At 69.9% G+C, this 22872-nt stretch carries 23 protein-coding genes and 1 pseudogene; 11 read left to right on the top strand and 13 right to left on the bottom strand.

The window, feature by feature from the left end:
* Window positions 1-17: 17 nt before the first annotated feature.
* Window positions 18-602: an HPF/RaiA family ribosome-associated protein gene (locus ABVN73_RS09350; protein ID WP_353857751.1), complete on the top strand. Its 585-nt coding sequence runs from the start codon at window positions 18-20 to the stop codon at window positions 600-602.
* A gap of 57 nt (window positions 603-659) precedes the next feature.
* Here ABVN73_RS09350 and ABVN73_RS09345 read toward each other — a convergent pair whose 3' ends face one another.
* Complete coding sequence (locus ABVN73_RS09345; protein ID WP_353857750.1) at window positions 660-1886, bottom strand: L,D-transpeptidase family protein; 1227 nt, start codon at window positions 1884-1886, stop codon at window positions 660-662.
* 320 nt (window positions 1887-2206) lie between these two features.
* On the opposite strand from ABVN73_RS09345, the gene ABVN73_RS09340 reads away from it, so the two are divergent.
* Together ABVN73_RS09340 and ABVN73_RS09335 are read left to right on the top strand one after the other, a co-directional pair.
* The gene (locus tag ABVN73_RS09340; protein ID WP_353857749.1) at window positions 2207-2803 is read left to right on the top strand and encodes a DUF882 domain-containing protein; all 597 of its coding nucleotides are present in this window, start codon (window positions 2207-2209) and stop codon (window positions 2801-2803) included.
* Window positions 2804-3020: 217 nt separating this feature from the next.
* Complete coding sequence (locus ABVN73_RS09335; RefSeq protein WP_353857748.1) at window positions 3021-4196, top strand: hypothetical protein; 1176 nt, start codon at window positions 3021-3023, stop codon at window positions 4194-4196.
* Window positions 4197-4787: 591 nt separating this feature from the next.
* Here the strand turns inward: ABVN73_RS09335 and ABVN73_RS09330 are convergent.
* Window positions 4788-5039 (bottom strand): annotated as a pseudogene (locus ABVN73_RS09330) (helix-turn-helix transcriptional regulator); the annotation flags it as partial.
* 485 nt (window positions 5040-5524) lie between these two features.
* Here ABVN73_RS09330 and ABVN73_RS09325 point away from each other — a divergent pair.
* Both ABVN73_RS09325 and ABVN73_RS09320 read left to right on the top strand, forming a co-directional pair.
* Window positions 5525-7963 carry a methyl-accepting chemotaxis protein gene (locus ABVN73_RS09325; protein ID WP_353857747.1) on the top strand — a complete coding sequence of 813 codons (2439 nt, stop codon included), beginning with the start codon at window positions 5525-5527 and terminating at the stop codon, window positions 7961-7963.
* A gap of 164 nt (window positions 7964-8127) precedes the next feature.
* Window positions 8128-8457, top strand: a complete 330-nt coding sequence (locus ABVN73_RS09320) for a hypothetical protein (protein WP_353857746.1) — start codon at window positions 8128-8130, stop codon at window positions 8455-8457.
* A 307-nt stretch (window positions 8458-8764) separates the two neighbouring features.
* Here the strand turns inward: ABVN73_RS09320 and ABVN73_RS09315 are convergent, their stop codons facing one another.
* Both ABVN73_RS09315 and ABVN73_RS09310 read right to left on the bottom strand, forming a co-directional pair.
* Entirely contained in the window at window positions 8765-9322 is a 558-nt protein-coding gene (locus ABVN73_RS09315) for a hypothetical protein (RefSeq protein WP_353857745.1), read from the bottom strand.
* Between the two features lie 81 nt (window positions 9323-9403).
* Window positions 9404-10381 carry a cation diffusion facilitator family transporter gene (locus ABVN73_RS09310; RefSeq protein ID WP_353857744.1) on the bottom strand — a complete coding sequence of 326 codons (978 nt, stop codon included), beginning with the start codon at window positions 10379-10381 and terminating at the stop codon, window positions 9404-9406.
* 188 nt (window positions 10382-10569) lie between these two features.
* Between ABVN73_RS09310 and ABVN73_RS09305 the strand changes: the two genes are divergently transcribed.
* From ABVN73_RS09305 to accC, 5 genes are all read left to right on the top strand, one after another.
* Window positions 10570-12033, top strand: coding sequence for a dynamin family protein (locus tag ABVN73_RS09305; protein WP_353857743.1), 1464 nt, complete (start codon window positions 10570-10572; stop codon window positions 12031-12033).
* Window positions 12034-12095: 62 nt separating this feature from the next.
* The gene (locus ABVN73_RS09300; RefSeq protein ID WP_353857742.1) at window positions 12096-12863 is read left to right on the top strand and encodes a transporter substrate-binding domain-containing protein; all 768 of its coding nucleotides are present in this window, start codon (window positions 12096-12098) and stop codon (window positions 12861-12863) included.
* Between the two features lie 125 nt (window positions 12864-12988).
* Window positions 12989-13438, top strand: coding sequence for a type II 3-dehydroquinate dehydratase (aroQ, locus tag ABVN73_RS09295; RefSeq protein ID WP_014241158.1), 450 nt, complete (start codon window positions 12989-12991; stop codon window positions 13436-13438).
* 23 nt (window positions 13439-13461) lie between these two features.
* Entirely contained in the window at window positions 13462-13911 is a 450-nt protein-coding gene (accB, locus tag ABVN73_RS09290; RefSeq protein ID WP_137139073.1) for an acetyl-CoA carboxylase biotin carboxyl carrier protein, read from the top strand.
* Between the two features lie 20 nt (window positions 13912-13931).
* Window positions 13932-15275 carry an acetyl-CoA carboxylase biotin carboxylase subunit gene (gene accC / locus ABVN73_RS09285; RefSeq protein ID WP_353857741.1) on the top strand — a complete coding sequence of 448 codons (1344 nt, stop codon included), beginning with the start codon at window positions 13932-13934 and terminating at the stop codon, window positions 15273-15275.
* A gap of 240 nt (window positions 15276-15515) precedes the next feature.
* On the opposite strand, the gene ABVN73_RS09280 is transcribed toward accC, so the two are convergent.
* A complete protein-coding gene (locus ABVN73_RS09280) occupies window positions 15516-16169 on the bottom strand; it encodes a ribonuclease T2 (RefSeq protein WP_353857740.1) in 654 nt (217 codons plus the stop codon).
* 125 nt (window positions 16170-16294) lie between these two features.
* Between ABVN73_RS09280 and aat the strand changes: the two genes are divergently transcribed.
* Window positions 16295-16936 (top strand): leucyl/phenylalanyl-tRNA--protein transferase, encoded by a 642-nt coding sequence (gene aat / locus ABVN73_RS09275; RefSeq protein WP_353857739.1) that lies wholly within the window; start codon window positions 16295-16297, stop codon window positions 16934-16936.
* 21 nt (window positions 16937-16957) lie between these two features.
* Here aat and ABVN73_RS09270 read toward each other — a convergent pair whose 3' ends face one another.
* The 8 genes from ABVN73_RS09270 to ABVN73_RS09235 form a co-directional block, all read right to left on the bottom strand.
* Window positions 16958-17416, bottom strand: a complete 459-nt coding sequence (locus tag ABVN73_RS09270) for a DUF2155 domain-containing protein (RefSeq protein ID WP_353857738.1) — start codon at window positions 17414-17416, stop codon at window positions 16958-16960.
* Window positions 17417-17521: 105 nt separating this feature from the next.
* Window positions 17522-17788 (bottom strand): hypothetical protein, encoded by a 267-nt coding sequence (locus tag ABVN73_RS09265; RefSeq protein ID WP_353857737.1) that lies wholly within the window; start codon window positions 17786-17788, stop codon window positions 17522-17524.
* Between the two features lie 155 nt (window positions 17789-17943).
* Window positions 17944-18429, bottom strand: a complete 486-nt coding sequence (gene mlaD / locus ABVN73_RS09260) for an outer membrane lipid asymmetry maintenance protein MlaD (protein WP_014241151.1) — start codon at window positions 18427-18429, stop codon at window positions 17944-17946.
* Between the two features lie 30 nt (window positions 18430-18459).
* Window positions 18460-18852: an NADH:ubiquinone oxidoreductase subunit NDUFA12 gene (locus ABVN73_RS09255; RefSeq protein ID WP_014241150.1), complete on the bottom strand. Its 393-nt coding sequence runs from the start codon at window positions 18850-18852 to the stop codon at window positions 18460-18462.
* 129 nt (window positions 18853-18981) lie between these two features.
* Window positions 18982-19653: a LysE family transporter gene (locus tag ABVN73_RS09250; RefSeq protein WP_353857736.1), complete on the bottom strand. Its 672-nt coding sequence runs from the start codon at window positions 19651-19653 to the stop codon at window positions 18982-18984.
* 13 nt (window positions 19654-19666) lie between these two features.
* Window positions 19667-20575: a lipid A biosynthesis lauroyl acyltransferase gene (locus ABVN73_RS09245; protein WP_353857735.1), complete on the bottom strand. Its 909-nt coding sequence runs from the start codon at window positions 20573-20575 to the stop codon at window positions 19667-19669.
* On the bottom strand, window positions 20568-21578 hold the full coding sequence (lpxK, locus tag ABVN73_RS09240) for a tetraacyldisaccharide 4'-kinase (protein ID WP_353857734.1): 1011 nt from the start codon (window positions 21576-21578) through the stop codon (window positions 20568-20570). The genes ABVN73_RS09245 and lpxK overlap by 8 nt, the downstream gene beginning before the upstream one ends.
* Window positions 21575-22858: a 3-deoxy-D-manno-octulosonic acid transferase gene (locus ABVN73_RS09235; RefSeq protein WP_353857733.1), complete on the bottom strand. Its 1284-nt coding sequence runs from the start codon at window positions 22856-22858 to the stop codon at window positions 21575-21577. The genes lpxK and ABVN73_RS09235 overlap by 4 nt, the downstream gene beginning before the upstream one ends.
* Window positions 22859-22872: the final 14 nt, after the last annotated feature.

Below are 22872 nucleotides of genomic sequence, written 5' to 3'. Positions count from 1 at the left end.
CTTGAAGAGGACTTCCCATGGACACGAACCTGGAAATCGCCTTCCACAACATGGACTCCCAGCCGGAGCTGGAGGCCTACATCCGCGAACGGGCGGAGAAGACGGAAAAGCTGTTCGACCGGCTGGTCGGCATGCGCGTCGCCGTGGAAGCCCAGCACCGCCAGCACAAGACCGGCAACGTCTTCGACGTCCACATCGAGCTGATGGTGCCGGGCCAGGACATCGTGGTCAGCCGCAAGCCGAACAAGGCGAAGGAGCGCTACGCCAACCCCGACGCCCGGACCTCGATCCGCGACGCCTTCGAAGCCGCGGAGCGGCAGTTGAAGGAGTACAAGGACAAGATGCGCCGCGACGTGAAGGTCCACGATCCGGAGCAGCCGGGCCGCGTCTCGCAGCTCAACCCGAACGAGGACCACGGCTTCATCACCACCAACACCGGGACGCAGCTCTATTTCCACCGGAACAGCTGCCTGAACGTGGACATGGACCAGCTCAAGACCGGCGACCCGGTGAAGTATGTGGAGACCACGGGCGACACCGGCCCGACCGCCTCGAAGGTGTGGCGGGCATCCGGGTCCGACACCGAATTGCGGGCCACCTGACAAGAAAGCCCCCGCCGGTCGGCGGGGGGCTTTCTCCATGGACGGCTTTTCTGGGCTTCAGGCTCCCTGGGCCGGGGCCATCGGGCTGGCCGTGCCGGGGCCGATCGGCTCCGGCGCCGCGGCTGGAGCCATGTCCTCGTTCAGGTCATAGATGTCCGGATGCAGGCGCACGGCGTCGCGGTCGTCCACCGTGGCGGTCCAGTAGACGAAGCGCACCGGCACCGGCTGGGACAGCTTGATCCATTGCGGCTCCTGCCGGTCCAGCATGCGGTCGAGCCGCGCCGTCGAGACATGCTCGGTCGCCAGAAGCGCCTCGGCCATGCCGCGCGCGTCCTCCAGGCGCACGCAGCCGGAGCTGACGGTGCGGATCTCGCGGTCGAACAGCCGCGGCTCGTTGGTGCCGTGCAGATAGATGTTGTACGGGTTGGTCATGTTGAACCGGTAGCGGCCCAGCGCGTTGTGGTCGCCCGGTTGCTGGACGATCCGCACGCGGCGCGGCGAGACGTTGCTCCAGTCCACGACGGCGGGCTCCACCGGGGCGCCGTCCAGATAGACCACCGCGTTGGCGATGCCCGGCGTGCCCTTGGCCCGCAGCAGGGGCAGCTTGTCCTCCTTCAGGACGGTGGGCGGCACGGTCCAGGTCGGATTGACGATCACATGCGTGATCTGGTCCTGGAGCAGCGGCGTCTCGCGCGACGGACGCCCGACGATGGAGCGCATGCTCAGCGCCTCCTCCCCGTCGCGGACCAGCGTGGTGGTCTGGCTGGGCAGGTTGACCAGGATCACGGTGTCCGGGGCCGTGTCGCGGAAGGCCCGCATGGACAGCGCGCTGCGCCGCATCTGCGCGGCCGCCTCCTGCGGGCTGCGGTCCAGCGCCACCCGCGTGCCGCCGCCGACCAGCCCGTCCACCTTCATGCGCTGGCTGAATTGGAAGGCGCGCACCGCGGTGTCCACCTCCTCGTCGAACAGGTCGCCGCGCCGAGCCGCGTCGAGGAATCCCAGCTCCGCCAGCCTTTGGGTCAGCCGTTCGACCCGTTCGCCGCTGCCGCCCTTTTTCAGGAGCGGCCCGGACCCGATGCGGATGACGGGGCGCTCCGGCTCGGCCTCCAGCACCGTCGCGGCGGCGTCGAGCCGGTCGGCCCAGCCGGTCAGCGTGTCCCGGTAGGGGGCCGCCTCGGCGGCGGTCGGGGTGGCGGCCGTGCCGGCGATCACGCACAGCGCCAGCGTCAGCGCGGCCAGGGCGGGCCGGAGTCGATGGTCGTTGGGCGTCAGGGATGCGTGCATGATGGAACCCCGGCTGGCAGAAGACTCTTTCTATCGAATGTAGTACGCGCGCTCCCGTCCGGCGAGGCGCGGAGGCGCGTCCCTGGGGTCGGGAAATCGGCGTACGGCCTCCGGCCAGGGGGCAACCGCTGCGCGCACCGGCATCGGAGGCCGATCTGTGACCGATTCGGGCCATTTTCGGGTTGATCCCGGTCAAGCCCTAGCCTATAGGAAATAGTCGTTCGCTATGACCACAATATTTTGGTCTTATTCGAACAATCCATAGGGGGCCGTCCGGCGCTGGAACGGCGCGGCCCGATCACCAAAATGCATAGGGAGTGATGCTTTTGGGGAATGACGACCGTGCCGCGCCGATGAATGGGCGCGAGACCGGCCGCCGTGGGTTTCTGACCTTCGCCGCCGCCGCCCTGACCGCCTTTGCCGTTCCGGCCCTGGTGCCCGCCGCACTGGCCCTTGCGGCTCCCCTGGCCGGCGGTGTCCGCCGCCTGTCCCTGCACAACATCAACACCAACGAACATTTCAGCGGCGTCTACTGGGCCGATGGGTCCTATCGACCGGACGCGCTGAAGAAGTTGGACGTGTTGCTGCGCGACCACCGGGCCAAGCAGGTCGGCCGCTACGACCCGCGCCTGTTCGATGTGCTGGCCCGCCTGCACCAGACGCTGGACAGCGACGAGCCCTTCCGGGTCATCTGCGGCTACCGGTCGCGCCGCACCAACGCCATGGCCCGCCGCCGCTCGCGCGGGGTGGCGAAGGAAAGCTACCACACCCGCGGCATGGCCATCGACGTGATGCTGCCCGATGTCGAGCTGAACGCCATCGCCACCGCCGCCCGCGGCATGGAGGCCGGCGGTGTCGGCTACTACCCGCGCAGCGGCTTCGTGCACATCGACACCGGGCCGGTCCGCACCTGGTGACGTCGGCCCGGTCCTGAGCCGAGTTGTCCTGCGTCGAGTTGTCCTGGGCCGAGTCATCCCGGACCGGGACCCTTGCCGCCGGCGTCATAGGCGGACTTGCCGTACGCCCTGGTCCGGGCGCCTGCCCAGTCGGTAGGCATCCCGGAACCATGCCCCGACGCGCCGGTTGCTCCAATCGGAATTCCCCGAACGAGCAACACGGAGGGCGACGAAGGCGATGTTCTGCAAACACGATCTGGAACGACTCCTGACCGTCGATGCCGCCCCGGCGGTGTCCATCTTCCTGCCCACCCACATCGCCGGGCGCGACATCCGCCAAGACGTGATCCGGCTGCGCAACCTGCTTGGCAAGGCCCAGGACCAGCTGTGCGAGAAGCACGGCCTGCGCCGGCCCGACGCCGAGACGTTCCTCAAGCCGGCTTCCGACCTGCTGGAGCAGAACGAGTTCTGGCGCCACATGGACCGTGGGCTGGCGATTTTCCTGGCCAAGGGCGTGTCGGCCATCCACCGCGTGCCCATCGAGCTTCCCGAGGAGGTGGTCGTCAATTCCCGCTTCACGCTGCGGCCCCTGCTGCCGCTGCTGGCCGACGACGGGGCCTTCATGATCCTGGCGGTGACCGCCGGCCGGGCCCGCCTGTTTTGCGCGACCCGCCACGGCATTGCGGAGGAGGACGCCGGGCTGCCGCAGGGCGTGGCGGAAATCCATGCCGAAACCAATTACGAGAACAACCTGCATTCGGCCCCGCCGGCCCGCCACGCCGACCGCACGGACCGCGGCGGCGTGTCCATGGTCAAGACGCACAACTTCGGCGAAGACCCCGAGGAACTGCGCAAGGCCCACCTCATCGAGTATCTCGGGCGGGTCGCCGGCCGCGTGCGGGATCATCTGAAGCCTTTCCGCGGCCCGCTCGTCCTGGTCGCCGACGAGGAGATCCAGGGGCATCTGCGCAAGGACGTCCATCTTCAGGGGCTTCAGGAGCCAGGGGTCGTGACCAACCCCGACGCGCTGGACATCGATGAACTGCACCGCCGCGCCTACGCGGTGGTCCGGCCGATGTTCGAGTCGACGCGGCGGGCGGCGGTGGAGCGGTTCAACGCCCTCAACGGCGACCTCAGCACCGCGGAGCGGACGACGACGCGGGCCGAGGACGTGATGGTGGCGGCGCGCGAGGGACGGGTCGGCGTTCTTCTGGTGGCCGAAAACGACAAGGTCTGGGGTCATTTCCGGGAGGACTATCACCGGGCCTTTCCGCTGCACCACGAGACGGACGGCGCCATCGACCTCGTCGAGGAAGCGGCCACCGAGACGCTCCTGCGCGGTGGCGAGGTGCATGTGGTGACCAAGGACGAGCTGCCGTCCGGCGCCTCGACCGCAGCGATCCTGCGCTTCTGACCTTTCAGCGCTTCTGACGTTTCGGCGTTCCCGACTCCGACATTCCGATCCTGTCCGCGAGGCGGGGCGGTGCCCGACGGCGCCGCCCCGCCAGCGTTTCGTGGCCGGGCCGGCGATCCGCTGTCAGGTGGGCGCCTTGCTCGCCTTGCCGATGGGCGTCTTTCCGGCGCGGTAGATGTCCGCCGGATCCCAAACCGCCCCGTGACGCCGCCGCTTTCCGCCCGGTGCCGCATCGGCTTTGATGCGGGGAGCGGCCGCGACCTTCAGGGCCAATTTGCCGGCGGGCACCGCGGGGCCGGCCTTCGCGGATGACGGGACCGTCAGCGCGATCCCCTCGGCCGCGACGCGTTGCCGCAGCGGGGCGTCCGGTGATGCGGCGGGCGCCGGCCGGCCATCCTCGTCGTCCCGCGCGTCGCGCAGATGGGGCGACAGGGAGCCCAAAAGCGAGAGGAGTTCGTCGCCCACGCTGTCCGGGGCGGCCCGCCACAGCCGGAGCATCCGCGCTTCGCGGCGGCTGATCGAGCTGTCGCTGATCCGGGACTCGTCCGCCGTGGCCGATTGCCCGGCGGGCCCCTGCGTATCGTCGTAGCAATCGAAGAAGAAGCTGACCGGAACGTCAAGTACCAGCCCGAGGCGATACAACGTACCGGCCGAAATGCGGTTGGATCCGCGCTCGTATTTCTGGACCTGTTGAAACGTCAGGCCAATGGCCTCGCCCAATTTTTCTTGGCTCATGCCCAGCATGGTCCGGCGCATGCGCACGCGCTGTCCGACATGTGCATCGACCGACCAGGATTCGGGCGATCCGCGCCGCCCCCTTTTGCGCACCGCAGGTTCGCTCATGGACCCGGAACTCCAATGCTTGCGAATAAATATGTAGGATTTGAGAATGTCGACAGGATTGTTCACACAGGCCTTTTCGACGCGCAAGCGGAATCTCTGAAATTACTGCGCGATGGTTATGATTTGTGCAGATATGAAGGCGTGTGGACTCTCCCGCTCCCTTGCGGCCCGGTCTGTTGAAGGCACTGATTGCGGCGCCTCGACCGGGTCGCGCGTGGCGGTTGCGCTCGTCCGCGCCGCGGTCAAATGGAAACGATTGAACCCCAAAAGCATCCCGAGGGGGATAATGTTTCAAATTAAGGAGATTTCGACCGATCGGCATGGTGTGGAAACATTTTGATAATCAAATTCGGATAGGTCGGAGGGGATAGAGTTCGCGCCACGGTCTGCGCCGCGTCCGAAGCATCGGGCCGGCACGGACGGACGGCGGCCATGGGCGGCAACGCTCGCCGGTGCTGCCGGGTCGCAATCAAAGGATCAGGTCGATGCAGACAAGCAGTCTGGCGGGGCGCTTCAAGGTCGGGACCCGCATTTACTTTGGTTTCCTTGTGGTGTTGCTGCTGCTCGCGGTGGTGGTCGCCATCGGCGTGCGGGGTCTCGGCGTGGCGCGGGACGGCTTCGAGTCCTACGCGGCGGTGAGCAACCACTCGATCCAGGTCAGCTCCATCGACGCGCAGGTCGCCCAGATGCGCCGCCTCGCCCTGAGCTTCAACACGTTCGGCGACCCGAAGGTGGCCGATCAGGTGCGCGCCGTCCAGGCGACCCTCGTCAAGGACCTGCGCAGCGCGCTCGACGGCACGACCGGAGAGCGCCGCGCCCTGCTGGAACGGATGAACCAGGTCTTCGCCAATTACGTCGCCGACTTCAACACGCTGGCGGAGCTTCGTGTCCGCCGCGACCGCCTCTACGCCGAGCAGCTCGTCCCGGCGGGCGAGAAGGCGCGGGAGACCGTGTCGCAGCTCGTCTCCACCTTGATCGCCGACGGCGAGCACGAGGCGGCGGCCAACGCCGCCCTCGCGCAGGAGCAGCTGCTGATGGCGCGGCTGGCCGCGTCGCGCTTCTTCACCAGCCCGAACGAGTCGATCATCGCGGAGGTGTCGGCCCGCGACGACGCCTTCGGCGAGGCCATCCGCCGGGCGACCGAGCGGCTGAGCAACCCGGCGCGCCGGGCCGCGGCGCTGGCCGCCGACCAGCTCTCCGACCGCTACGTCTCGCTGTTCCGCGAAACCGCCGCCGTCGTGCTGGAGAACACCCGGCTGATCGACGTCATGGGCGCCCGCGGCGTCGAGTTCGCCGACCTCTCCGACCGCACCGTCGCGATCGAGGGCAAGGACCGCGACGGCGTCCTGGCCGAAACCACCGGCAGCATGGACCGCACCCTGTCGGCCAACATGACGATCGCGGCCGGCGCCTTCCTGTTCGGCCTGCTGCTGGCCTGGGCGGTGGCGCGGTCCATCGTGAAGCCGGTCGTGTCGATGACCGAGACGATGACCAACCTCGCCGGCGGCGACCTGACGGTGACCATCCCGGCGCTGGCCAACCGCGACGAGATCGGGCGGATGGCCCAGGCGGTGCAGGTGTTCAAGGACAACGCCATCCAGAAGAAGGCGATGGACGAGGCCGAGCGCGAGCGCCTGGAGGCCGAGCGCCGCGCCGACGAGGCGCAGCGCGCCCGCGAGAAGGCCATCGGCGAGGAGATCGCCGCGCTGATCGACGGCGTGTCCAAGGGCGACCTGTCGCGCCGCCTGGAGCTGGCCGGCAAGGACGGCTTCTACCGGACCATGTCGGAAGGCATCAACCGGCTGACCGACACGGTCGAGGCGGTCATCGCCGACCTCGGTGCGGTGCTCAGCGCGCTCGCCCAGGGCGACCTCAACAAGCGCGTCGAGCGCGACTATCAAGGCGCGTTCCAGACGCTGAAGACCGACGTCAACGCCACATCCGCCAAGCTCGGCGAGATCGTCGGCCAGATCCTGCGCGCCACCGACGCGATTTCCGGCGCGGCCTCCGAGGTCTCGCTGGGGTCGAGCGACCTCGCGGAGCGGACGGAGCAGCAGGCGTCCTCCCTGGAGGAGACGGCGGCGAGCATGGAGGAGCTGGGGGCGACCGTGCGCTCCAACGCCGACAACGCCCAGCGCGCCAACGGCATGGCCGCCGACGCCCGCACCGCCGCGGAATCCGGCGGCACGGTGGCGGACTCGGCCATCGACGCGATGAAGCGCATCGAGGCGTCGAGCCGCAAGATCACCGACATCATCGGGGTGATCGACGAGATCGCCTTCCAGACCAACCTGCTGGCGCTGAACGCGGCGGTGGAGGCGGCGCGGGCCGGCGACGCCGGGCGCGGCTTCGCCGTGGTGGCGCAGGAGGTGCGCAACCTCGCCCAGCGCTCCGCCCAGGCGTCCAAGGAGATCAAGGGGCTGATCCTCGACAGCGACAGCCAGGTGAAGGACGGGGTGGAGCTGGTCAAGAAGGCCGGCGACGCGCTGGAGGGCATCGTGTCGGGCGTCCAGCAGGTCGCCGGGCTGATCGCCGAGATGGCCTCGGCCTCCTCGGAGCAGGCGGCGGCGCTCGACGAGATCAACGCCACCGTCTCGCAGATGGACGAGATGACCCAGAAGAACGCCGCGCTCGTCGAGGAAACCACCGCCGCGGCGCAATCGCTCGCCAACCAGGCGACGGACCTGCGCTCCCTGGTCAGCTTCTTCAAGCTGGACGCCGCGGCTTTCGCGGCGGGATCCGCCGTTCCTCACGGCGGAGGTGCCCAGTCCCTGCGCCGCAGCATCGCTCCGACCAAGCCGGCGCCGGCCAAGGCCGCGGCACGCAAGGTGGCGGCCCCGGCTCGTCCAGTGGCGGCGGGCAAGGGAGCCTCGGCGACCCTGCAGCGCGCCTCCGCCGACGAGGACGATTGGAAGGAGTTCTGACGGGGAGTTACGGCACGGGGTGCCGATTGGCCGCGCGCTGAAAAAAAGCGTGCGATGGAATGGGCGGCGCGAACGTTTGTCAGGGTAGGCCATCACACCGGCCGTGTTCACCAACCGGGAGTGACGAACCCATGACCGCGCGCCGCCCCATCCCCGTAAGTCTCATGGCGCCTCTGTTTCTTGCCGGTGCCCTGTGGACGGTGCCGGCAGGCGCCGCCGACACGCCGCCCCCGCCCGGCGCCGCCCCACCGGCTCCCGGCGCGCCCAGCACGCCGGGCGAGCAGGCCCGGCAGGGGGTCGAACTGCTGATGAAGGCGCTGGAGGGGTGGGTGCGGCAGGTGCCGATGTTCGCTCCCCCCGAAGTCACGCCGGAGGGCGACATCGTCATCCGGCGGCTCGACCGTTCCCGTCCGGCACCCCCCAACCCATCACCGGCCGAGCCGGCGCCGCCGAGGTCCGAACCGCCGGTGCCGAACGCCCCGACCGACCTTTAAAGCGGAATGCAGTCCGCTTCGGATCGCGACGGCGGTCCCGGCCGCGCATGCGGCCGAAGCCCGATCGGCAAATGAGACCATGTGAGTCTAAAGGGAATGAACATTCGCTTTAGAGGGGCCGCGAAGGCCGATACAGCCCGTCACGCAGCGCTCCGGCGCGGATTGCCTAGCGTCGCGGAGCCCCCGAACAGCCTTAACGCTTCCTTAATTCATAGTTAATAGCGCGTTAACGACCGTTTGCGGGCCAAACAGAGGCCACGGGGGCCGGGCTGCGTGACGCCCTGTATCGGCCTTCGCGGGGCGCCGCTCAGCCGGCGTGCCAGGGACCGCCCGGACGGGCGAAACCCTCGACCTGATCGCGCAGCTTCTGGATTTGCGACGGGGTGAGGGCAAGGCCGAGCCGTGCGGCGAAGGCGGCGGCGAGGGCGCCGCGCGTCGGGCGCTCCCCCTGCGCCGACAGGCTGCGGTACAGCTCGAACGCCGCGGCGTAGCGCCGCAACGCGTCCGGGCGGCGGCGCAGCTGGGCCGCCTGCGGTGTGGCGGCGGCCTCCAGATGGGCTTCCAGGCGGTGCAGGGCGTCCGCCGCCGACAGGGCGGGCAGGGGAACGGGTGGCTCCGGTTCCGGCTCGGGCCGGCCGATGGCCGCCTTGGCGCGGTGCCGCCGCTGGCGCAGCCGGTCCTCGTTGCGCAGCCGTTCCGCATAGGCGGGGTCGCTGCGCCGTCGCTCGGTGCGGGCCCGGTTGGCGCGGGCGTTGCGCTCCTCCCGGTCCGCGTGGCTCTGCGGATCGCTGAGAAGAAAGGCCAGCTCCTCCGCGGTCAGGCGCAGGGAGTCGGCGTGGGGATCGGCGTCGTTTTCGGCAGTCATGCCGAAAGCAACGTTTCAGGCCCCGTTTCCGATCCATGCCACCAAAGAAGGTCACAGAAAGAAGGGCACGGACGGGCCGCGTCAGGCCGCGTGGTGCATCTCCCGGCCGTCGGGGCAGGGACCGGTTTCCACCTGGACCGTGGCGTGGCCGATGCCGAAGCGTCCGCGCAGGGTCTCGACGAGGTCACGCAGCACCGCGTCGCGGTCGGTTTCCGGCGCCACCACGGCGTGCATGGTCAGCAGTGGCCGTTCCGCCGTGAGCGACCAGACATGGACGTGATGGATGTCGGTGACCGCTGGAACCGCCTCGTGCAGGGCGCTGCGCAACTCGTCCACGTCGATGCCGACCGGCGTGCCCTCCACCAGGATGTGGGCGCTCTGCCGCACCACCTCCCAGGCGCCGCGCAGGATCAGCAGGGCGACCAGCACTGAGAGGATGGGGTCGATGGGCGTCCAGCCGGTCCACAGGATGATGCCCGCCGCCACGACCGCCGCGACCGAGCCGAGCAGGTCGCCCAGCACATGCAGGGCGGCGCCGCGGACGTTCAGGTTCCCGCGGTCGCCGCGGTGCAGGATATAGAAGCCGGCGAGGTTGCCCAGCCCGCCCAGCACCGCCACCGCCATCATGGTCCCGCCCAGCACCGGCTGGGGTTCCATCAGCCGCTGCGCCGCCTCCCACAGGATCCAGGCGGAGAGCAGGAACAGGCTGAGGCCGTTGACGAAGGCGGCGAGGACCTGGAGCCGGTGGTAGCCGAAGCTGCGCCGCCGGTCCGATGGGCGCCTCCCCAGCCGGAAGGCCAGCCAGGCGAGCGCCAGCGCCGCCGCGTCGGTCAGCATGTGCCCGGCGTCGGCCAGCAGGGCGAGCGACCCGGACAGCACGCCGCCCACCACCTCCACCACCATCAGGCTGGCGGTCATCAGCAGGACCAACAGGATCCGCCGCTCGCTGTCGGCCGTCACCGTCGCCGTGTGGGAATGCCCGTGGCCGTGGTCATGCCCATGCCCATGATCCTCGTGATCGTGGTGATGGGCGCCGTGGCCCCGCGGTCCCTGAGTCACTGGCCTGCCTCCTCGCGGTCATGCTTGGAATGGGACGACAACATCAGGATAGGGCCGATGCTGCGCCGCCGTCACGGCGTTTCCGGTCACGGCAATTTCGCTGCCCATCGCAACGGCGCCTCGTGCTAGAGAATGCCTCCGACACGACACGTCACCCCATTTCACAGCAGAACGGGACCCGGCCGGCCATGACCCCCAGGCAAGCCCTCCAGCAGCGCCTCGCCGCCCTGGACGCGCATCTCCGCGCGGAAAACCCGAACCTCCTCCCGGTCATTCCGACCTTCCGCAATTTCGACCGGGTGCTGGTCCGGCTGGGCCTGCTGGGGCCGCACGAGTCGCTGACCACGCGCATTCCCTGGTGGCCGATGATCGCGGTGCTGGGCACCTTCTCCGCGGGCAAGTCCACCTTCCTGAACGGCTATCTCGGCGCGCCGCTGCAGAACACCGGCAACCAGGCGGTGGACGACAAGTTCACGGTGATCTGCCACGGGCCGGACACCCGGCGGGAGGCCCTGCCGGGCACCGCGCTGAACGCCGATCCGCGCTTCCCCTTCTACCGGATCGCCGACGAGATCGAGAAGGTCGCGGCGGGCGAGGGCAAGCGCATCGACAACTATCTGCAGCTCAAGACGCTGTCCGGCGACCGGGCGCGCGGCAAGATCTTCATCGACTCGCCGGGCTTCGACGCCGACGACCAGCGCCGCTCGGTGCTGCGGCTGGTCGATCACATCGTCGAGCTGTCCGACCTCGTGCTGGTCTTCTTCGACGGACGCCACCCGGAGCCGGGGGCGATGCAGGACACGCTGAAGCATCTGGTGGCGAAGACGGTGGACCGCGCCGACGCGCGCAAGGTTTGCTACATCCTCAACCAGATCGACACGACGGCGAAGGAGGACAATCTGGAGGCGGTGTTCGGCGCCTGGCAGCGCGCCATCGCCCAGGCCGGTCTGGTGTCGGGCCGCTTCTACGCGCTCTATGACAGCAAGTCGGCGGTCGCCATCGCCGACGACGCCGTGCGCGCCCGCTACGAGGCGCGGCGCGACTCCGACCTCGCCGAACTCCAGGTGCGCATCAACGAGGTGGAGGTCGCCCGCGCCTACCGCATCGTCGGCATGATCGACAGCCTCGTGAAGGAGCTGAAGGGCGAGATCGTCCCGCAGCTCGCCGCGGCGATGAAGCGCTGGCGCAAGCTGGTGCTGATCGGCGACGCGGTGTGGCTGGCCCTGCTGGCGCTGCTGTTCGGCGGGATCGCCAGCCTCGCCGGCGGCGACACGGTGTCGGCCTTCCTGAGCTGGCTGACCCAGTCGCAGCCGGCCTGGGCCGGCGGCCTGCCGGTCGGGGTGCTGGCGGCGCTGGTGGTGCTGGGCGGCCTGTTCGGCGCCGGCCATTTCTGGCTGCGCTCCTTCATGGCCAAGCGGGTCGCCCGCAGCCTGCCGGAGCGCTACGGCGACGTCGACCTGAACCTCCAGCAGGGCTTCCTGCGCAACACCCGCTTCTTCCGTTCGATCTTCCGCAAGAAGCCGGTTGGCTGGAGCGGCGGCGCCGAGAAGCGCATCTTCTCCATCCGCGAGGCGGTGGCGGAGCATGTCCAGCGCATCAACGACCTGTTCACCGACCCCGCCGGGCGGCGCAACCGCGCCCCGGCGGAGTGAGTGGGCGGCCGCGGACGAGGGGCGGGGACGGGGCGATGGCGGGGCGGCGGTGTCTCCTGGCCATGCTCTTGCTGCTGGCGGCCGTCGGCCCCGTCCGGGCCGCCCCGATCGATTCGGCGCCCCTCGGCCCGGCCCCCCGCGGCACGGCTCTGGACTTGGTCACCGGCAACGACTTCGCGCCCTTCACCGGGGAGGACCTGCCGGAGGGCGGCCTGCTAACCGACATCGTGCGCCGCGCCTTCGGCGAGGTCGGGCTGCGCTACGAGGTGCGCTTCATGCCCTGGCGCCGCGGCTACGACGGCGTGCTGGCGGGCAGGTTCCTCGGCACCTTCCCCTATGTCCGCACGCCGGACCGCGCCATGGAGATGCTGTTCTCCGACCCGCTGCTGGAAGTGCGCCAGCTCGTCTACCTGTCCGTCCACAGCGGTATGGCGTTCAACGGTCCGGAGGATTTCCGGGGCCGCAGGGTCTGCGCGCCGGTCGGCTACGCCCTGCCGCCGGAACTGGCGGAGCTGGCCGCGGCGGGAGCCCTTACGCGCGAAAGCCCGGCGGACCTGCCGGCCTGCGTGCGCATGGTCGCCTCGGGCCGGGTGGACGCCTTCGTCATCGACGAGTTCACCGGGCGCAGCGCGGTGGCGAAGGCGGCGGCCGGGGAGGAGATCCGTGTCGCTTCCTTGCCCTACGCCCGCGCCGGGCAGCACCTGATTCTCTCCCGCTCCTTGCCGGAGGCGGCGGCGATCCTGGCCGCCTTCAACGCGGGATTGAAGAAGCTGAAGGACGGCGGCGCCTTCGAGGAGATGCTGCGCCGCCATCTGTCCGCCGCGCCGTGAGGCGTTTGGCGCCGAAGGAGGCAGAACACGCCGAATGGGCGTAACGTTTGCGCCATGCGGCATTGCCAGCGCGACGCAAAGTGCTATAAACGCGCGGACTCGATCTTGGAAAAGGGGCGTGGCCCGTGGCCATCGACGCTTCCGTTCTGGTCCTGAACGGACCGAACCTGAACATGCTGGGCGTGCGCGAACCGCACATTTATGGCTCCATGACGCTCGACGACCTGGAAGGCGCGTGCCAGGAACGCGCTGAACAGCTCGGGCTGGCCATCGACTTCCGGCAGTCGAACCACGAGGGCGAACTCGTTTCCTGGATTCAGCAGGCGCGGACGGAGCATGACGGCATCGTCATCAACGCCGGCGCCTACAGCCACACCTCCGTCGCCATCATGGACGCGCTGATCCTGTCCGAGCTGCCGATCGTCGAGGTGCATCTCTCCAACATCTACAAGCGTGAGGCCATCCGCCACCACTCGCACATTTCCGCGGTGGCCAAGGGGATGATCTGCGGCTTCGGCCCGCACGGGTATCTGCTGGCGCTGGACGCCATGGCGAATATCCTCGAGCGCGACTAAGGAACACGGGAAAAACGAACACCATGGCAAGCTTCGACATCGACGGCGATCTGGTCCGCAAGCTCGCGGATCTCCTGCGTGAGACGGGCTTGAGCGAGATCGAGTTTGCCGAGGGCGAGAAGCGGATCCGCGTCACCCGCCCGACGGCCGCCCAGGCGGTGGCCGTGCACGCTCCGGTCGCCGCTCCCGCTCCCGTTGCGGCTCCGGCCGCCGCCCCGGCGGGCAAGCCCGCCAGCCATCCCGGCGCGGTCACCTCGCCGATGGTCGGCACGGCCTACGCCGCGGCCGAACCGGGCGGCACGCCCTTCGTGCGCGTCGGCGACACGGTGAAGGCCGGCCAGACCGTCCTCATCATCGAGGCGATGAAGGTCATGAACCCCATCAAGGCCCCGCGGGGCGGCACGGTTGTCGAGGTCCTGGTCTCCGACAGCCAGCCGGTGGAGTTCGGCGAAGTCCTTATGATCATCGAGTGAGCGGGGATCATCCCTTGGCGATGTTCGAGAAGGTCCTGATCGCGAACCGCGGTGAGATTGCTCTGCGCATCCACCGCGCCTGCCGTGAGATGGGAATCCAGACCGTGGCGGTGCATTCCACCGCCGATGCCGACGCCATGCACGTCCGCCTCGCGGACGAGAGCGTGTGCATCGGCCCCGCGTCGGCCCGCGAAAGCTACCTGAACATTCCGGCGATCCTGTCGGCGGCGTCGATCACCGGGGCGGACGCGATCCATCCCGGCATCGGCTTCCTGTCGGAAAACGCCCAGTTCGCGGAGATGGTGGAGGAGCACGGCTTCACCTTCATCGGCCCGACCGCGGAGCACATCCGCATCATGGGCGACAAGGTCACCGCCAAGAAGACGGTGATGGAGCAGGGGCTGCCCGTGGTCCCCGGCTCCGACGGCCCGGTGCCGACGCTGGAGGAGGCGGAGAGGATCGGCCGCGAGACCGGCTATCCGATCCTCATCAAGGCGGCGGCGGGTGGCGGCGGCAAGGGCATGAAGGTCGCCCGCAACCCCGACCAGCTCAAGGAAGCCTACCAGCTCGCCCGGGGCGAGGCGCGCGCCGCCTTCGGCAACGACGAGGTCTACATCGAGAAGTATCTCGGCAAGCCCCGGCACATCGAGATCCAGCTTCTCGGCGACGAGCACGGCAACTGCGTGCATTTCGGCGAGCGCGACTGCTCCGTGCAGCGCCGCCACCAGAAGGTCATCGAGGAAGCCCCGTCGCCGGCGCTGAACGCCGAGCAGCGCGCCTTCATCGGCGATCTGGCGGCCAAGACGGCGGCGGCCATCGGCTACCGCGGCGTCGGCACGATGGAGTTCCTGTTCGAGGACGGGCAGTTCTACTTCATCGAGATGAACACCCGCCTGCAGGTCGAGCACACGATCACCGAGATGATCACCGGCATCGATCTGGTGCGGGAGCAGATTCGCGTGGCGACCGGCGCCCCGCTCGGCTACGGCCAGGCGGACATCCGCTTCCAGGGCCATTCGATCGAGTGCCGCGTGAACGCGGAGCATCCGGAGACCTTCATCCCGTCGCCGGGGAAGATCGACGGCTACCACGCGCCGGGCGGTCTGGGCGTGCGCGTCGACTCGGCGCTCTACGACGGCTACCGCATCCCGCCGCACTACGACAGCCTGATCGCCAAGCTGGTCGTCCACGGCACCACCCGCAACGAGTGCCTGATGCGGCTGCGCCGGACGATCGAGGAGTATGTGATCGGCGGCGTCGACACCACGCTTCCCCTGCACCAGCGCATCATCGCGCAGCAGGCCTTTATCGACGGCAACTACGACATCCACTGGCTCGAACAGCTGATGGGCATGAAGAAGTAAACCGTCGAACGGTTCGCCGAGCGGGTCAACAAAAAGAGCCCTTCTTCCCTGGCGGGGAGGAAGGGCTCTTTCGTTCGTGCGGGCGCCGGAATCTCGGATGACAAGGTCTTCATGGATTTCACGGACGTTGGCACGGATTTTTATATCCGTGCCCAGTGCGGGCCTGTTCGATCAACACGCGCTGAGCAAGCCCAACGAAATCCGTGAAGCACCTGTTGTCCGCGAGAATCCGATACCCCGTCACGGCGTCGCGGTCAGCAGGGCATCGCGGCGGCAGCGGTCGACCACCTTGGCGCCGCAGGGCATGAAGGTCAGGTCCTTGTTCAGGCACAGCCGCACCTCGGCCACGTCGCGCTTGGAGCAGACCAGCGCCACCGACTCCGGCTCCAACCCCGGGTTGGCCTGGACGAACAGGCGCTCCACCTGGGTCGCCGGGATCGACAGGTCGGACTTCGGGGCCTGAAGCGCCTCGGGAATCTTCACCTTGCCGAAGGCCTTGCGGACTTGCGCGAAATAGTCGGTGACGGACAGGCCGCTGCAGGTGCCGTGCTTCGTCCATTGATGAACGATCAGCCCGACGCTGGGCATCACCGGCATGGTGGCGTCCACCACGGCCCGGGGAACCGTGCGGTCGCGGGTGCAGGTGGCCGGATAGCCGCCGTTGCTGTATTGCGGCCACAGGCCATGGACGATGAAGCCGAACTTGCGCTCCACCCCGCACTGGTCAGGGTCGGCGTCGCCCTGATTCTTGGCGCAATGGGTGGGCGACCAGGACAGGCTGAGCACATAGTAATCGAAGGTGCCGGGCTCCGCCTTGCGCTGCGCCCATGACGCGCCGGTCATCGAGAGAAACGCAACCATCGATGCGATGATGGCTGACAGAACCGTCTTCATTGTGGAATTCCTCCTGGGGAAGCGCTCTCACGTTGCATACCATGGTGGGAGCCACCTGTCGCGCGGAAGTGGTGCGCTGAGATAACGTTGCGGGGGTGAGGGGGCGAGCGGCTATAGTGCCGGCGATGATCGAACTGTCCGCATCGCTGCTTCTGCGCGCCTACGCCGCCGGCATCTTTCCGATGGCGGAGAACGCCGACTCCGAGGAGCTGTACTGGTTCGATCCGGAGCGGCGCGGCGTTCTGCCGCTGGAGGGCTTCCACGTCCCGCGCAAGCTGCGCAAGACGGTGCGGCGCGGCCCGTTCGAACTGCGCTTCGACACGGCCTTCCGCGCGGTGATCGAGGCCTGCGCGGAGCCGACGCCGGACCGGCCCAAGACCTGGATCAATAGCGACATCCTGCGGCTCTACACCGAACTGCACGAACGCGGCTGCGCCCACAGCGTGGAGTGCTGGAGCGGCGGCAGCCTCGTCGGCGGCCTGTACGGCGTCGCGCTGGGCGGCGCCTTCTTCGGGGAAAGCATGTTCAGCCGCGTCACCGACGCCAGCAAGGTGGCGCTGGTGCATCTGGTCGCCCGGCTGCGGGCGGCGGGCTACACGCTGCTGGACGCGCAGTTCGTGACGGAGCATCTGAGCCAGTTCGGCGCCGTGGAGATCCCGCGCTCCGAGTACCGCCGCCGGCTGGCCGCCGCCCTGGCGGTGCCGACGGACTTCGACGGTGTCGACCAGGACGCGGCCGTCACGGCGTTGTTCGGCGCGGAGGGGTGAGGGCGAGGCGCTGCGCTTGCGTCAGTCTCCCTCGCAGGACAGCACCCAGACGTCGTAGATGGGGTGTTCCATCGCCGACAGGGCGGGGCTGGAGGCGAACATCCAGCCGCTGAACACCGGCTCGGCCTGCTCGCCGGGCTTGTTCTCGATCACTTCGAGGAAGGCCGCGGTTTCCGGCGGCTCGATCGGCGGGTTCTCCTTGCAGGCCCGCAGGGTGATGCGCAGGCTGCCGAGCGCCTTGGTCTCGCCGACCGCGATGGTGAAGGTGGAGGTGCGGGCGGTGATCTTGTCCAGCCCCTGGAGCTTGGCGGCGGGGCGGCTGACCATCTCCTCCGGCACCGGGGCGGCGCCGGCCGGGCCGGCCGGGCCCAGGACCGGAAGGCAGAGCAGCGCGGCCGCCAGGGCCGCGCCGCGAACGTGTTTGCCAATGATCGGGCCGATGAGGCTTTTCGGAGTCGTCGTCACTTGGATCGTCGTCACTGGGGATCGCTTCCGTGATGTCGAACGGCGTGGGCCGAAACCCGACAGCCTTCTAGCCCGGAAGCGTCTCCCCGTCTACTCCGTGCCGGCTTTGCCGGGCGCGCTTCACTGGGTGATGCTGCCGCTCGGGCGGGTGCCGCCGTAGGGGGCGTTGGTCGACGGACCGGCGGTGCCCTCCTTCTCCTCGACCTTCTGGGTGGCGGTGCCGCCCGCGGCGCCCGCGGCGCCCCCGACAACCGCGCCGACCGGCCCACCGACGACGGCGCCCGCCGCAGCCCCGCCCAGAGCGCCGCTGGCGGCCTTCTCCTCGGTGTTCACGCCGCAGGCGGCGGCGAGCAGGGCGAGGCCGAGAACCAGGAAACGGGCTTTCATCGCTGAACTCCTTTGATGAGTGTGCCGTGTCGGATCTGCGGAAGGAAACGCCAGCGTGGCCGCGGCTGTTCCGAAGGAGGGCGGGAAAAAGTGGGTGCGCAAACGAAAAAAAGGGGCCGTGAGGCCCCTTCGTTCGTCGTACCGGTGCGTGGCGCCTACAGCTTGGGCGGCTCGCCGCCCTCCTGGCCGGGCTTGCTCATGTTCTGCAGCGAGAAGATGACCTGGCCCAGGAGCTGCTCGATGCCGGGGGTGCTCTGCGTGTATTCGACGCGGCCGTCCGGCTTGAGCATGTCCTCCTCGCCGCCCGGCTCCAGCGACAGGAACTTGCCGCCCAGCAGGCTTTCCGAGGCGATGACCGCCGCGGTGTCCTTGGGCAGCTTGATGTCCGGGTGGATCGACATGTGCACGACCGCCTGATAGCTCTTGGGGTCGAGCGTCAGTTCGGTGACCGACCCCACCTTCACGCCGCTGATCCGCACGTCCGCCCCGCTCTGCAGGCCGGAGATGCTGGTGAAATTGGCGGTGAGGGCGTAGCCGTTCACCTTGCGCAAATCGGCGCTGGTGTAGGCGAAAGCCAGAAAAAAGCCGGCCACGGCGAGGACGACCCCGCCGAGCACGGTTTCAATAACATTGCGGCGCATGAGGGATTCCTAAGGGACCGCGCGGGCGTCTCAGCCCGGAGTCCAGGGTTCGTAGTCGCCGGTGGCGCGTACGCGCTGCCCGCCCGCATACTGGTGCCCGGGCGGCCGGTAGGCCTGGAGCGAGCCGGACAGGTTCGGCAGATGCTCCTTCTGCCACGGCTTGTGGAAGGCGCTGTTGCCTTCCGGCAGCGGCTCCTTGGTGGTGTGGTGGAGCCAGGAATGCCATTCCGGCGGCACCTTGGAGGCATCCGGCTCGCCGGCATAGATCACCCAGCGGCGTTCCTTGACGCCGGCGATCGCGCTCGGGGCGCGGTAATAGGTGTTGCCGAAGCGGTCGGTGCCGACCTTGTTGCCCCGGCGCCAGGTGACAAACCGGATGTGGATGTTCGCCATCCAGGTGATCAGGGAGATCTTCTCGCTCATCGTCGCTCGCGGTCGGTAAGCCATTCGGCCGGACGGGCTGGCCGGTTAAACGCGGGCGGCACTATGACACCCCCGGCCACGCACGTCCACTGACTCCGCAACGTCTTTTCCCGCCTGACGGATTTGCCGTCAGGCGATGCGCCGGTCGGTCAGCAGCAGGCGCAGCGCGAAGCCCAGGAACAGCACCCCCGCCACACCGTCCAGCACCGCCCGCACCCGCGCGCTCGACAGCGCGCGCCGCGCGGCCCCGGCGCTGAGCGCCGCAACCCCCAGCAGGTAGAGGCCGCCGATGACGCCGAGGATCGCGCCGAGCAGGAAGATCTGCAGCGCCACGTGCCCGAGCGACGGTGCGACGAATTGCGGCACGAAGGCGAGGTAGAACAGGATGACCTTCGGGTTCAGCAGGTTGGTCAGCAGCGCCTGGAGGAAGACGCGGTGCGCCGGAGCCGACTCGGGCTTGGCCGCGGCCTCCGTCGCCTCGCCGCGGCGGCCGAAGCCGCTGCGCAGGGCGCTCCACAGCGCGCGCCCGCCGATCCAGCCCAGATAGGCGCCGCCGGCGTAGCGCAGCACGTCGAACAGGGCCGGCGAGGCGGCGACCAGCGCCGAGATGCCGGCGGCGGCGAGCAGCGCGTGGATCAGGTTGCCCAGCGTGATGCCGGCGGTGGCGACCACCCCGGCGTTGCGCCCGTCCATCACGCTGCGCGACAGGACGAGCAGGGAATCCGGTCCCGGCGCCAGCGTCAGGACCAGCGCCGCGACGAGGTAGAGCTGAAGCAGATGCGGGTCGAGCGGCAGGGCCATGGGACTTTCTCCGTCAGTCGGGCCAGCGCCGGTGCAGCCAGAGCCATTCGGCGGGGCGCTCGCGAATCCATTGCTCCAACAGGGCGTTCAGGCGCTCCATCAAAATCCGCACATCAGCGTTGCGGTCGCCGGTGTTCGGCGGCTCCACCGGCGGCAGGACGGTGACGCGGAAGCGTGCGCCGTCCAGGCGCTCGGTCCGCGCCGGCACCAGCGGAATGCCCAGCCGCAGGGCGAGCTGCGCCGCCGCCGGGGCGGTCATGGCGTCACGCCCGAAGAAGGGGACGGGCATGCCGTCGTTCAGCTTCTGGTCGATCAGCATGCCGACATGGCCGCCCTTGGTCAGCACGCGGATCAGCGTGCGGGCGCCGTCCGACCCCTTGGGGATGTGCGTGCCGGAGGCGGCGCCGCGCAGCTCGGTCAGCAGGGCGCCGACATAGGGGTTGTTGGGGGCGCGGTAGACCAGCGCCAGCTCAACCCCCATCTTTCGCGAGGTGACGGACTGCACCTCCCAGTTGGCGAAATGGCCGGAGACGAGGATGCCGGCCTTGCCGTCCTCGCGCAGCGCGTCGATGTGCCCCGCCCCGATCACTTCGGTGCGCCCGCCGGGTCCGTGTTCGCCGATGGCGTCGAGGTGCGGGTACTCGGCGATGACGCGGCCCAGATTGTCCCACATGCCGAGGATGATCGCGTCGATCTCGGCGCGGGACTTCTCGGGAAAGGCGCGCTCCAGGTTGCGGCGGGCGGTGCGGGTGCCGCGCAGGCGCGGGCCGACGGTCCGCCCGATCCAGCCGCCGAGCGCCGAGGCGCGGTCCACCGGAAGGGCGCGGAACAGGCCGCAGACGCCATGGACGAGGACGGCCTCCAGCGGGTAGGCGACCCGGCGGGTCAGCCAGGACGCCAGGGGGCCGCGCGGCTTAGCCATTGGGAACTCCAGTCGGAAGCGCGGTCAGAAGGGGGGCGAGCAGGCGGTCGAGGGCGGCGGGGTCCCGCCAGACGGCGCGCACCGGCACCGCCCGGACCAGGGCGCGCAGGGGCTCCGGCAGGCGGACGGCGTCCTTCACCGTGGTGACCGGCAGGGCGCCCAACGCGTTGGCGCGGTCGACCAGGGCCATCACCTCCTCGGGGCGGTAGGGATGGTGGTCGGCGAAGGCGGTGCGCTCCACCACGCGGGCGCCCAGCGCCTCCAGCGTCGCGAAGAATTTCTCGGGCCGCCCGATGCCGGCGAAGGCGAGGACCGTCTGTCCGGCCAGCGCACGGGCGCTCTCCACCGGCTCCAGCCGGGCGTGCAGGACGGGCAGGGCGCCGGCCACCCGGCGCTCCACCCCGGCGCGGTCCTCGCCCAGCAGCACGACGGCGTCGGCGCGGGCCAGGCCGCGCTCCACCGGTTCGCGCAGGGGGCCGGCGGGGACGAGGTGGCCGTTGCCGAAGCCCACCCCCCCGTCGACCACGATCAGCGACAGGTCCTTGGCGAGGCCGGGATTCTGGAAGCCGTCGTCCATCACCAGAACGCCGGCGCCGGCGGCGACCGCCGCCCGCGCCCCGGCGGCGCGGTCGCGCGCCACCCAGCAGGGGCCATGGGCGGCCAGCAGCAGCGCCTCGTCGCCCACCGCGGCCGAGTCGTGGATGCCGAGATCGACGGCCAGCGGGCCACGCTCGCGCCCGCCGTGGCCGCGGGTGAGGAAGGCGGGGGCGACGCCGCGGGCGCGCAGGGCCTCGGCCACGGCGATGCAGACCGGCGTCTTGCCGGCGCCGCCCGCCACCAGATTGCCGATGCAGAGGACCGGGCGCCCGGCCCGCTCCGGCTGCCCCGCCGCCATGCGCAGCCGCCCGGCCAACCCGTAGAGCGCTCCCAGCGGGGCGAGCGACCAGCCCAGCGCCGCGCCGGCCACCCCGCCGGACCCGTACCAGAAGCCGGGAGTCCTCATGCCGCGGGCCGGACGCTGCCGACGCCCAGGACAGGGGTGAGCGCGGCCAGCGCGCGGTCGACGATCCGCCGGTTGCCCTCGGTCACCGCCGTCGCGGCGGCGGCGATGCGGGCGCGCGCCGCGTCGTCGGCCAGCAGGCGCCCGACCGCGTCGGGCAGAGCCTCCGCCCCGGCCACCGGCAGGGCGCCCCCGGCGGCTTCCAGCTGGCGGGTGATCTCCGCGAAGTTCCACATGTGCGGGCCATAGAGGACCGCGCAGCCGAGCAGGGCCGGCTCCACCGGATTCTGGCCGCCGTGCGGCACGAAGGAACCGCCCATGCAGACCACCGGGGCCAGCCGGTAGAACAGCCCCGTCTCGCCCATCGTGTCGGCGATGTGAACGGCGTCGGCGGCGGCGGGCAGGGCGCCCTCGCCGCGGCGCGAGACGCTCAGGCCGCGCCCGCGCAGCGACGCCGCGATGTCGGGGCCGCGGTGGGCGTGGCGGGGGATGAGCAGGGTCAGCAGGCCGGGCAGGCGCTCGGCCAGCGCGTCATGCACCGCGGCGGCCAGCTCGTCTTCGCCGGGATGGGTGCTGGCGAGCAGCCAGACGGGCCGCCCGGCGCAGGCCGCGCGCAGGGCCGCCAGGGCCGAGGGATCGGCGGGCGGCGGCTCGGCGGAGAATTTCAGGTTGCCGACGCTGACGACGCCCCGGGCGCCGAGACGGCGCAGCCGGTCGGCATCCTCCTCCGACTGGGCCAGCGTGACTTGGAAGGTGGAGAGCAGCGGTGTGATCAGGCCCGACGCGCAGCGCCAACGGTTGAAGGAGCGTTCCGACATGCGGGCGTTGACCAGTGCGGCCGGAATGCCGCGCGCCCGAACGGCGCCGAGCAGGTTCGGCCAGATCTCCGATTCCGTCCACAGCACCAGATCGGGGCGCCAATGGTCGAGGAAACGGTCCACCGCCGCGGGCAGGTCCACCGGCACATACTGGTGAAAGGCGCGCTCCGGCAGGCGGCGGGCCATCAGCTCCGCCGAGGTGACCGTGCCGGTGGTCATCAGGACCGTCAGGTCCGGCGCCTCGGCGAGCAGCCGGTCGATGAGGACGAGGACGGAGTTGGCCTCGCCCACGCTGGCCGCGTGAATCCAGGCGAGCCGTCCGGGAGGCCGCGGCCGCGCGGCCGTGCCGAACCGCTCCCCCCGGCGGGCGGAGTCCTCCTTGCCGGCGGCCAGCCGCCGGTCGAGATACAGACGAACCGCCGGCCCGGCGAGGGTCGTCAGGCCGCGGTAGAGTGACTGAAGCATGCGGGTCGAAGCGC

The organism is Azospirillum formosense, assembly GCF_040500525.1.
Taxonomy (GTDB): domain Bacteria; phylum Pseudomonadota; class Alphaproteobacteria; order Azospirillales; family Azospirillaceae; genus Azospirillum; species Azospirillum formosense_A.
The sequence above is the reverse complement of the archived record's forward strand: the minus strand, read 5'-3'. Positions and strand labels throughout refer to the sequence as shown.